This window comes from Streptomyces sp. NPDC057307 (assembly GCF_042667665.1).
Classification (GTDB): domain Bacteria; phylum Actinomycetota; class Actinomycetes; order Streptomycetales; family Streptomycetaceae; genus Streptomyces.
The window spans coordinates 18,211-28,691 of record NZ_JBHUZM010000103.1; the positions used below are offsets into that span (position 1 = coordinate 18,211).

Sequence of the window (10,481 nt, forward strand, 5' to 3'; positions counted from 1 at the left end):
GGTGAAGGACGTGGCGGCGTGACGGCGCTCGCGCGCCGGGGCCGCAGACTGGCCGTCGACGTCGGGGACGCCCGGATCGGGGTCGCCTCCTGCGACCCCGACGGGGTCCTCGCGACACCGGTGGAGACCGTGCCGGGACGTGATGTCCCGGCCGCCCACCGGCGGCTCGTCCAACTGGTGGAGGAGTACGAGCCGATCGAGGTCGTGGTCGGTCTGCCGCGCTCGCTCAGCGGCGGCGAGGGCCCGGCCGCGGTCAAGGTGCGGGCCTTCGCGGAGGAAGTGGCCCGTCGTATCGCCCCGGTCCCCGTACGGCTCGTGGATGAGAGAATGACCACGGTGACCGCCGGCCAGGGACTGCGCGCCTCGGGTGTGAAGTCCAAGAAAGGCCGGTCCGTCATCGACCAGGTGGCGGCCGTCATCATCTTGCAGAACGCGCTGGAGTCCGAGAGGGCCTCAGGTGCGCCGCCCGGTGAGGGCGTGCACGTCCAGACCTGAGACGTCCGATCGGGCGAAACCGGAACATACTTACGGTTATCTGTATGCGCGGATGAAGGTCGTCTGATCGCGATACGGTAACGTTCCGCGCGATGCGGCGGGATTCGAACAACTGCCGCACAGAGAGAGGCGTCAGGGTCACCGGGCCATCCGTGCCCGGCACCGGGCGCCTCGCGGCTCTAGGGGATCGATGACTGACTATGGCCGGGGCCGAGGCCCTGAACCGTGGCACCCCGAGGATCCCTTGTACGGGGACCAGGGGTGGGGAGCGCAGCAGGCCGCCGACGGTCATGCTCCTTACGACGCCCAGGCTCAGCAGCAGCACCCCCAGCAGCAGTACGACCCGCAGTACGACGGTGGTGGCTGGGACACGGGGCAGCAGCAGTACGCGCAGCAGCCCCAACAGGCCCAGTACCCGCAGCAGCAGCACCCCCAGCAGCAGTACGACCCGCAGTACGACGGCGGCGGTTGGGACACGGGGCAGCAGCAGTACACGCAGCAGCCCCAGCAACCGCACCAGCCTCAGCAGCACTCTCAGCAACAAGCGCCTCAGCAGCAGCAACACCCCCAGCAGCCTCAGTACCAGCAGCAGTACAACGATCCGCAGTACGGCAATCAGCAGTACGCCGGCCCACAGCCCAACGACCCCCAGTACGGCGGCGGTTGGGACACGGGCCAGCAGGCGGCCATGCCGTACGGCGAGAACCCGGGCGACCCCTACGCGGGCCAGCAGGGCGCCGGAGCCGGCTACGGCGGCGAGAACCCCGACCGGTACGGCACCTCCGAGGCATACCCGCCGCCCCGTCCCCCGGGGCGCCGGCAGCCGGAGCCGCCGCCCGCCCAGGCCCAGGCAGCCCAGGCCCAGCCCGAGAACGACTGGGACGGCCCGCAGCCCGAGGAGACGCACCCCTTCTTCACCGGCGACGACCGCGACGACCGGGACGAGCGCGGCCTCCTCGACGACGACCGGGACCGTGACCGGGACGACGACCGCGAGTACGACGACGAGGACGACGGCCGGCGCGGCGGAGGCGGCGGCCGTGACCGCCGCGGCAAGTCGAAGAAGAAGCGCCGCGGTGGCAGCGCCTGCCTCGTGGCCGCCCTCGTCCTGGTCGGGGGCGCGGCCGGCGGCGGTTACTACGCCTACCAGTTCTGGCAGGAACGCTTCGGCCCGCCGGCCGACTTCGCGGGCGCCGGCGCGGGCTCCGTCCAGGTCGAGATCCCGCAGGGGGCCGGCCTCGCCGAGATGGGCGGCCTGCTGAAGAAGGCCGGCGTGGTGAAAAGCGCCCAGGCATTCGTCGACGCGGCGGACGAGCACCCCAAGGGCAAGGCCATCCAGCCCGGTGTCTATCCGATGAAGAAGGAGATGTCGGCGAAGGCCGCGGTCGAGTTGATGACCAACCCGGCCAATCTGAATTCGCTGACCATCGCCGAGGGCACGCGCGCCGTCAAGGTGTACGAATTCATCGACCTGAAGCTCAAGCTCGACCCCGGCACCACCGCGGACGTCGCCAAGTCGGAAGCCGACGGACTGGGCCTGCCCAAATGGGCCGACGACGACAAGAACATAAAGGATCCGCTCGAAGGATTCCTCTATCCCGCGCGTTACGACATCGGTGAGAAGACCAAGCCGGAGGACATCCTCAAGCAGATGGTCGCGCGCTCCACGCAGGAGTACGAGAAGTACGACCTGGAGGGGTCCGCCGAGAAGCTCGGCCTCGACTCACCGCTCGACGTCGTCACCGTCGCCAGCCTGGTCCAGGCCGAAGGCATGACGCACGACGACTTCAAGAAGATGGCGTCCGTCGTCTACAACAGGCTCAAGCCGACGAACACCGCCACCAATCAGAAGCTCGAATTCGACTCGGCGTTCAACTATCTGAAGAACGAGAGCGAGATCGACATCTCCACGGCGGAGATCAGGACCAACCCCGACCCGTACAACACGTACTTCCACAAGGGTCTTCCGCCGGGTCCGATCGGAAATCCGGGTGCCGACGCGCTGAACGCCACGAAGGCGCCCGACCCGGGCGCCTGGATGTTCTTCATCTCCATCGACGGCAAGACCACGGAATTCACCAAGACCCTGGCCGAGCACGAGAAGCTGGTCGAGAAGTTCAACGAGACACGGAAGAATGCGAACGACTAGGACCACCGAGCGCAGGGCGGCCGTCCTCGGGTCGCCCATCGCGCACTCGCTCTCCCCGGTACTGCACCGGGCGGCCTACGCGGAACTGGGCCTCACCCACTGGTCGTACGACCGTTTCGAAGTGGTCGAGGCCCAGCTCCCCGCGTTCCTGACCGGCCTCGACGCGTCCTGGACCGGTCTCTCGCTGACGATGCCGCTGAAGCGGGCCGTCATTCCGCTGCTCGACCGGGTCGGCGAGACGGCGGCGTCGGTGGAGGCCGTCAACACCGTCGTCATCGACGGCGACGGCCGCCGCACGGGCGACAACACCGACATCCCCGGCATGCTCGCCGCCCTGCGCGAGCGCGGAGTCACCGAGGTGGAGTCGGCGGCCGTCCTCGGCGCCGGGGCGACCGCCTCGTCCGCGCTCGCCGCGCTCTCCCGTATCTGTACGGGCCCCGTCACCGCCTACGTACGCAGCCGGGCCCGCGCGGCGGAGATGCGCGGCTGGGGGGAACGGCTCGGCGTCGACGTCCGTATCGCCGACTGGTCGGAGGCGGCCGGCGCGCTCGGCGCGCCGCTGGTGATCGCGACGACCCCCGCCGGTGCCACCGACGAACTGGCGCCCCACGTCCCCGGCCGCCCCGGCACCCTCTTCGACGTGCTGTACGACCCCTGGCCCACCGCGCTCGCCGCCGCCTGGTCCGCCCGGGGCGGACCGGTGGTCGGCGGTCTCGACCTCCTCGTGCACCAGGCCGTCCTCCAGGTCGAGCTGATGACCGGCCGGGCGCCCGCCCCGCTCGCCGTGATGCGCAAGGCCGGCGAACAGGCGCTCGGGGCGCACAGCGCCTGACGCCCGCCCGGCTATCCGCAGGCTGGACGGAGTCACGGAGCGGGTGGCCGGTCATGGCAGGATCGGGACCCGAGGATGCGTACCGCAGTCGTACCGTCGAAGTTGTCGAGAATTACCGAGGAGCACCGTTGAGCAGGTTGCGCTGGCTGACAGCGGGGGAGTCGCACGGCCCCGCACTCGTCGCGACGCTGGAGGGCCTTCCCGCGGGTGTGCCGATCACCACGGAGATCGTGGGTGATCACCTCGCCAGGCGGCGCCTCGGCTACGGACGTGGCGCGCGCATGAAGTTCGAGCGCGACGAGGTCACCTTCCTCGGCGGCGTACGGCACGGACTGACCATGGGATCGCCGGTCGCGATCATGGTCGGCAACACCGAGTGGCCCAAGTGGGAACAGGTCATGTCGGCCGACCCGGTCGACCCCGAGATCCTGGCCGGGCTCGCCCGTAACGAGCCCCTGACCCGCCCGCGCCCCGGCCACGCCGACCTCGCGGGCATGCAGAAGTACGGGGCGTCCGAGGCCCGGCCGATCCTGGAGCGCGCGAGCGCCCGGGAGACGGCGGCCAGGGTCGCGCTCGGCGCGGTCGCGCGCTCGTACCTGAAGGAGACGGCCGGGATCGAGATCGTGTCCCATGTCGTCGAACTGGCCACCGCCAAGGCCCCGTACGGCGTGTACCCGACCCCCGGCGACGTGGAGCGGCTCGACGCCGACCCCGTGCGCTGCCTGGACCCCGAGGCGAGCGAGGCGATGGTCGCCGAGATCGACCAGGCCCACAAGGACGGTGACACCCTCGGCGGTGTGGTCGAGGTGCTGGCGTACGGCGTGCCCGTCGGGCTCGGCTCGCACGTCCACTGGGACCGCAGGCTCGACGCCCGGCTCGCCGCCGCCCTGATGGGCATCCAGGCCATCAAGGGCGTCGAGATCGGCGACGGCTTCGGACTCGCCCGGGTGCCCGGCTCCCAGGCGCACGACGAGATCCTCATCACCGACGACGGCATCAGGCGCGCCTCGGGCCACTCCGGCGGCACCGAGGGCGGTCTGACGACCGGTGAACCGCTGCGCGTACGGGCCGCGATGAAGCCCATCGCGACCGTGCCCCGCGCGCTCGCCACCATCGACGTCGCCACCGGCGAGCCCGCCAAGGCGCACCACCAGCGCTCCGACGTCTGCGCCGTGCCCGCGGCCGGCATCGTCGCCGAGGCCATGGTCGCGCTGACCCTCGCGGACGCCGTGGCCGAGAAGTTCGGCGGCGACAGCGTCCCGGAGACCCGGCGCAACGTCGAGTCCTACCTCGAGAACCTGGTGATCCGATGAGCGGCCCCCAGATCGTCCTGGTCGGCCCCATGGGGGTCGGCAAGACCACCGTCGGCGCGCTGCTCGCCGAACGCCTCGACACCGGCTACCGGGACACCGACGCGGACATCGTCGCCGCCGAGGGCCGCGAGATCTCGGACATCTTCTTCGACGACGGCGAGCAGCACTTCCGCGAGCTGGAGCGGGCCGCCGTACGGACCGCGCTCGCCGAGCACTCCGGTGTCGTCGCGCTCGGCGGCGGAGCGGTCCTCGACCAGGACACCCGTGAACTGCTCGCGGGGCTGCCCGTCGTCTATCTCTCGATGGAGGCGAACGAGGCGGTCCGGCGCACCGGGCTGGGCCTGGCCCGCCCGCTGCTCGCCATCAACCCCCGCCAGCAGTGGAAGCTGCTGATGGAGGAGCGGCGCTCCCTCTACACGGAGGTCGCGCGCGCGGTCGTCCCGACCGACGAGCGGGCACCCGAAGAGGTCGCCGAAGCCGTCATCGAGGCGCTGGACCTGGGCGCGGCGGCCCTCCCCGGAACCGCCCCCGACGCCGATCCCTCCGCCACCTCCGGCAAGGCCCCCGGCAAGGAGAACCACGCATGACGACGGACCAGGACCAGCCGGTCACCCGTATCCAGGTCGGCGGCACCGCGGGCCACGACCCCTACGAGGTGCTGGTCGGCCGGCGGCTGCTGGGCGAACTGCCCGTGCTCATCGGCGCCCAGGCCAAGCGCGTCGCCGTACTGCACCCGGAGTCGCTCGCCGAGACCGGCGAGACGCTGCGCCAGGACCTGGCGGACCAGGGGTACGAGGCGGTCGCCATCCAGCTGCCGAACGCCGAGGAGGCCAAGACCGTCGAGGTCGCCGCCTACTGCTGGAAGGCCCTCGGCCAGACCGGCTTCACCCGCAGCGACGTCATCGTCGGCGTCGGCGGCGGCGCCACCACCGATGTCGCGGGCTTCGTCGCCGCGACCTGGCTGCGCGGCGTGCGCTGGATCGCCGTACCGACGACCGTCCTCGGCATGGTCGACGCGGCGATCGGCGGCAAGACCGGCATCAACACCGCCGAGGGCAAGAACCTCGTGGGCGCCTTCCACCCGCCCGCCGGGGTGCTCTGCGACCTCGCGGCGCTGGACTCGCTGCCCGTGCACGACTACGTGAGCGGCATGGCCGAGATCATCAAGGCGGGATTCATCGCCGATCCGGCCATTCTCGATCTGGTCGAGTCCGACCCCGAGGGTGCCCGCTCGCCCGCCGGACCGCACACCGCCGAGCTGATCGAGCGCTCCATCCGGGTCAAGGCCGAGGTCGTGTCCAACGACCTCAAGGAGTCCGGCGTACGCGAGATCCTCAACTACGGCCACACCCTTGCCCACGCCATCGAGAAGAACGAACGCTACAAATGGCGGCACGGCGCGGCCGTCTCCATCGGCATGGTCTTCGCCGCCGAACTGGGCCGCCTCGCGGGCCGGCTCGACGACGCCACGGCCGAACGGCACAGCGCCGTCCTCAAGTCCGTGGGACTGCCGCTGACCTACCGCGGCGACCAGTGGCCCAAGCTGCTGGAGACCATGAAGGTCGACAAGAAGTCCCGCGGTGACCTGCTGCGTTTCATCGTCCTCGACGGTCTGGCCAAGCCGACCGTGCTGGAGGGACCGGACCCGGCCGTGCTGCTCGCCGCGTTCGGGGAGGTGTCCGAGTGACCCGTCGGGTCCTGGTGCTCAACGGCCCCAACCTGGGCCGCCTCGGTTCCCGCGAACCGGACGTCTACGGCTCCGTCTCGTACGCCGGTCTTGTGGAGACCTGCCAGTCGACGGGCAAGGAGCTGGGTCTGACGGTCGACGTACGCGAGACGAACGACGAGGGCGAGCTGATCCGCTGGCTGCACGAGGCGGCCGACGGATCGATCCCCGTCGTGCTCAACCCCGGTGCCTTCACCCACTATTCGTACGGAATGCGGGACGCCGCGGCGCAGCGCACCGCGCCGCTGATCGAGGTGCACATCTCGAACCCGTACACACGCGAGGAATTCCGCCACACGTCGGTCGTCGCGGCGGTCGCCAGTGGCACGATCGCGGGGTTCGGCATCGGGTCGTACCGACTGGCGCTGCGCGCGGTCGCCGAGGAACTGGACGGCTGACGACGGCTGTCCGGAAAGCCCGCACGGGCGGCCGGGCACTCGGAGCGGGCTTCCGGCGTTCTTACGGAGGCGGCGGGGAACGGTACCGTTCGAAGGCAAGTCGGCCGGGCGGCCGAACGATCAGCGTCAGACGTACGAGACGGAGTGGCACCGGATGCAGCACGCAGTGGGGGCTCCGCTGCCGCCTCCCCATGGTTCGGGGCACGGAGCGGGCGGGCAGGGCGCGGGCGCGTGGGCGCACGGCTCCCCGCCCCACGGTCCGCCACCGCACGGCGCACCGCACGCCGGCCCGCCGGCCGGCCCTCCCGCGCCCCACGGGCAGCCACCCGTACCGGGCGCGGCGCCGTACGGCGCCCAGCCGCCGCCGGGCGGGCACCAGGGACCGCCTCAGCACGGCGCACCGCATCAGCACCCGCACCCGCACCAGCACCCGCAGGGCGGACCGCCTCAGCCCGGTGGGCCCCCGCAGGGGCCGCCGCCGGCCGGCCGGTCCACCGGCCCCCAGCGGATCCCGCAGGCGCCCGTACCCCCGCAGGGCCCACCCGCCCCACCACCGCCGGACACGACCGGGCATGTCCAACTGCCGCCGGGCGGGCCGGTTCCCATACCCGTGCCGCACCTCGCCGACAGCGGTACGGGCGCCGCCACGCTGGCCGTCCTGCTGATCGGCCCCGCCGGCGCGGGCAAGACGACCGTCGCCCGGCACTGGGCGGCCCGCCGTCAGGTCCCCACCGCGCACATCAGCCTCGACGACGTACGCGAATGGGTCTGCTCCGGCTTCGCCGACCCGCAGTCGGGCTGGAACGAGCACTCCGAGGCGCAGTACCGCCTCGCCCGCCGCACCTGCGGCTTCGCCGCCCGCAACTTCCTCGCCAACGGGATCTCCTGCATCCTCGACGACGCGGTCTTCCCGGACCGCCCGGTCGTCGGACTCGGCGGCTGGAAGCGCCACGTCGGCCCCGGCCTGCTGCCCGTGGTCCTGCTGCCCGGCCTGGAGATCGTCCTGGAGCGGAACGCGGAGCGCAGCGGCAACCGCAGGCTCTCGGACGAGGAGGTGGCGGGCATCCACGGCCGGATGGCCGGCTGGTACGGCTCCGGACTGCCGATCATCGACAACTCGAAGTACGACGTCGAGACGACGGCCCGGGTGCTGGACGACGTACTCGCCCGCTCGATCGCGAGCCCGCCGGCCTGGTAGCGGGAACGCGGGGCACCACCCCCTCGGCGCCCCGCGCCCGCTCCGTACGCTCTCCGCCGCCCCGGTCGGACGCGCAGGCCGCGCCGAGCCGGGCCCGCGCTCATAGGCTCGATACATGTCAGAGGTGTATGCGGTCCGTCGCGGGCGGCTGCGCGACCGGTGCTCCGCGGCCGGCAGCGATGCCGCCCTGGTGTCACTGCCCGCCAACGTCCGCTATCTCGCCGGCGGAGCGCCACCGGGCGCCGTCCTGCTGCTCGGCGTCGCCGACCAGCGCGACGTACTGCTCTGCCCCCGCACCCCTGCCGGAGACCCCGCCGACGGACGCCGCGACGGCCGTCCCGACGACGGGCTGCGGCTCAGCGTGCTGCCCACCGCGACAGGCGATCCGGCCGTCGCCGCCGCGGACCTCCTGGACCCGGCCACGGCCCGGACCCTCGCCGTCGAGGAGCACCATCTGACCGTCGCCCGCCACCGCGCCATCCGCTCGGTGGCGCCCCGGCTCCTCCTCGCCGACCTCGGCCGCACCGTGGAACAGCAGCGGACGGTCAAGGACGAGGAGGAGATCTCCCAACTGCGCATCGCCGCCGAGATCTCCGACCAGGCACTCGGTGAACTGCTCGAATCGATCCTCGTCGGCCGCACCGAACGCCATCTCGCCCTGGAACTGGAACGCCGACTGGTCGACCACGGCGCCGACGGACCGGCCTTCCGGACCTCCGTCGCCACCGGGCCGAACGCGGGCCGCCCCGGCCACCGCCCCTCGGACCGCAGGGTCGAGGAGGGAGATTTCCTCTCCGTTCGCCTCGGCGCCAACTACCACGGATACCGTTGCGAGATCGGCCGCACCTTCGTCATCGGCTCGTCCCCCGCGGACTGGCAGATCGACCTGTACGACCTGGTGTTCGCCGCACAACGGGCAGGTCGGGAGGCTCTGACGCCCGGTACCGCCTACCGTGACGTGGACCGCGCGGCCCGTCAGCCGCTGGAGTCGGCGGGGTACGGCGAAGGGCTCGCGGCCCGTACCGGACACGGTGTGGGGCTCGAAATCGACGAGGACCCGCAGTTGGCACCCGCTGCCATGGGTAAACTGGACGCTTGTGTGCCGGTCACCGTCGAACCGGGGGTCCACCTCCCGGGCCGGGGCGGTGTCCGGATCGATGACACGCTCGTCGTCCGCCCCGAGGCGGACGGCGGACCCGAGCTACTCACCATTACGACCAAGGAACTGCTCGCGCTCTAGTGTTCCGGCAAGCTTTCGCCGGTCACGCCGACGGCGCGCACCCGTGGTCCCACCCAGCTTCAGTCCAGGAGATTCCGCAACCGTGGCTTCCACGAACGACCTCAAGAACGGCATGGTGCTCAAGCTCGACTCTGGCCAGCTCTGGTCCGTCGTCGAGTTCCAGCACGTCAAGCCTGGCAAGGGCCCGGCCTTTGTGCGCACCAAGCTGAAGAATGTGCTCTCCGGCAAGGTCGTCGACAAGACCTTCAACGCCGGCGTGAAGGTCGAGACGGCCAGCGTCGACCGCCGCGACATGCAGTTCTCATACATGGACGGCGAGTACTTCGTCTTCATGGACATGGGCACCTACGACCAGATCCACATCAGCCGGGAGGTCGTCGGCGACGCCGCGAACTTCCTGCTGGAGGGCTTCGAGGCCACGGTGGCGATGTACGAGGGCAACGCGCTCTACGTCGAGCTGCCCGCCGCCGTCGAACTGGTCATCGAGCACACCGACCCCGGTGTGCAGGGCGACCGCTCCACCGGCGGCTCCAAGCCCGCGAAGCTGGAGACCGGTTACGAGATCGGTGTCCCGCTCTTCATCACGACCGGCGAGAAGATCAAGGTCGACACGCGCTCCGGTGAGTACCTCGGCCGGGTGAACAGCTAACCGTGGCTGCCCGCAACAAGGCCCGTAAGCGCGCCTTCCAGATCCTTTTCGAGGCCGACCAGCGCGGGGCGCCCGTGCAGACGGTCCTCGCGGACTGGCTTCGGCACGCCCGGACCGACGACCGCCAGCCGCCGGTCAGCGAGTACACGATGGAACTCGTCGAGGGGTACGCGCGGTACGCCGAGCGGATCGACGAACTCATCACCACCTACTCGGTGGGCTGGACGCTCGACCGGATGCCGGTCGTCGACCGGAACATCGTGCGGCTGGGCACGTACGAACTGGTGTGGGTGGACGGCACGCCCGACGCCGTGGTGATCGACGAGGCCGTACAGCTCGCCAAGGAGTTCTCCACCGACGACTCCCCGTCGTTCGTGAACGGCCTCCTCGGCCGCTTCAAGGACCTCAAGCCGAGCCTGCTCCGCGCCGAATAGCGTGGTCGCGAAGGTTCCTCGAAGCGCCGGACGGGCCGCGTGTGCGC

Annotated in this window: 11 protein-coding genes; all 11 read left to right on the forward strand. The window is 71.2% G+C overall.

Annotation, left to right across the window (positions count from 1 at the left end):
* Positions 1 to 18 precede the first annotated feature (18 nt).
* The 11 genes from ruvX (at position 19) to nusB (ending at position 10,434) form a co-directional block, all read left to right on the forward strand.
* Positions 19 to 495 carry a Holliday junction resolvase RuvX gene (ruvX, locus tag ACFUN8_RS27595; RefSeq protein WP_354609107.1) on the forward strand — a complete coding sequence of 159 codons (477 nt, stop codon included), beginning with the start codon at positions 19 to 21 and terminating at the stop codon, positions 493 to 495.
* 190 nt (positions 496 to 685) lie between these two features.
* The gene (gene mltG, locus ACFUN8_RS27600; RefSeq protein WP_383643019.1) at positions 686 to 2,644 is read left to right on the forward strand and encodes an endolytic transglycosylase MltG; all 1,959 of its coding nucleotides are present in this window, start codon (positions 686 to 688) and stop codon (positions 2,642 to 2,644) included.
* Positions 2,631 to 3,476, forward strand: a complete 846-nt coding sequence (locus tag ACFUN8_RS27605; protein ID WP_383643022.1) for a shikimate dehydrogenase — start codon at positions 2,631 to 2,633, stop codon at positions 3,474 to 3,476. The genes mltG and ACFUN8_RS27605 overlap by 14 nt, the downstream gene beginning before the upstream one ends.
* A 128-nt stretch (positions 3,477 to 3,604) precedes the next feature.
* Positions 3,605 to 4,789 (forward strand): chorismate synthase, encoded by a 1,185-nt coding sequence (gene aroC / locus ACFUN8_RS27610; protein ID WP_383643025.1) that lies wholly within the window; start codon positions 3,605 to 3,607, stop codon positions 4,787 to 4,789.
* Entirely contained in the window at positions 4,786 to 5,376 is a 591-nt protein-coding gene (locus ACFUN8_RS27615) for a shikimate kinase (protein ID WP_383643028.1), read from the forward strand. The genes aroC and ACFUN8_RS27615 overlap by 4 nt, the downstream gene beginning before the upstream one ends.
* Complete coding sequence (aroB, locus tag ACFUN8_RS27620; RefSeq protein WP_383643031.1) at positions 5,373 to 6,476, forward strand: 3-dehydroquinate synthase; 1,104 nt, start codon at positions 5,373 to 5,375, stop codon at positions 6,474 to 6,476. The genes ACFUN8_RS27615 and aroB overlap by 4 nt, the downstream gene beginning before the upstream one ends.
* A complete protein-coding gene (gene aroQ / locus ACFUN8_RS27625; protein WP_383643034.1) occupies positions 6,473 to 6,913 on the forward strand; it encodes a type II 3-dehydroquinate dehydratase in 441 nt (146 codons plus the stop codon). Before aroB ends, aroQ begins: the two co-directional genes overlap by 4 nt.
* Positions 6,914 to 7,067: 154 nt before the next feature.
* On the forward strand, positions 7,068 to 8,111 hold the full coding sequence (locus ACFUN8_RS27630) for an AAA family ATPase (RefSeq protein ID WP_383643037.1): 1,044 nt from the start codon (positions 7,068 to 7,070) through the stop codon (positions 8,109 to 8,111).
* Positions 8,112 to 8,226: 115 nt separating this feature from the next.
* Positions 8,227 to 9,351: an aminopeptidase P family protein gene (locus ACFUN8_RS27635; RefSeq protein ID WP_383643040.1), complete on the forward strand. Its 1,125-nt coding sequence runs from the start codon at positions 8,227 to 8,229 to the stop codon at positions 9,349 to 9,351.
* 82 nt (positions 9,352 to 9,433) lie between these two features.
* On the forward strand, positions 9,434 to 10,000 hold the full coding sequence (efp, locus tag ACFUN8_RS27640; protein WP_023542976.1) for an elongation factor P: 567 nt from the start codon (positions 9,434 to 9,436) through the stop codon (positions 9,998 to 10,000).
* Between the two features lie 2 nt (positions 10,001 to 10,002).
* Positions 10,003 to 10,434, forward strand: a complete 432-nt coding sequence (nusB, locus tag ACFUN8_RS27645; protein ID WP_383643043.1) for a transcription antitermination factor NusB — start codon at positions 10,003 to 10,005, stop codon at positions 10,432 to 10,434.
* Positions 10,435 to 10,481: the final 47 nt, after the last annotated feature.

Coding starts and splice junctions, on each gene's coding strand:
- aroB (WP_383643031.1), top strand. CDS start 5,373: ATGACGACGGACCAGGACCAGCCGGTCACCCGTATCCAGGTCGGCGGC.
- ACFUN8_RS27615 (WP_383643028.1), top strand. CDS start 4,786: ATGAGCGGCCCCCAGATCGTCCTGGTCGGCCCCATGGGGGTCGGCAAG.
- ACFUN8_RS27630 (WP_383643037.1), top strand. CDS start 7,068: ATGCAGCACGCAGTGGGGGCTCCGCTGCCGCCTCCCCATGGTTCGGGG.
- ACFUN8_RS27635 (WP_383643040.1), top strand. CDS start 8,227: ATGTCAGAGGTGTATGCGGTCCGTCGCGGGCGGCTGCGCGACCGGTGC.
- ACFUN8_RS27605 (WP_383643022.1), top strand. CDS start 2,631: ATGCGAACGACTAGGACCACCGAGCGCAGGGCGGCCGTCCTCGGGTCG.
- mltG (WP_383643019.1), top strand. CDS start 686: ATGACTGACTATGGCCGGGGCCGAGGCCCTGAACCGTGGCACCCCGAG.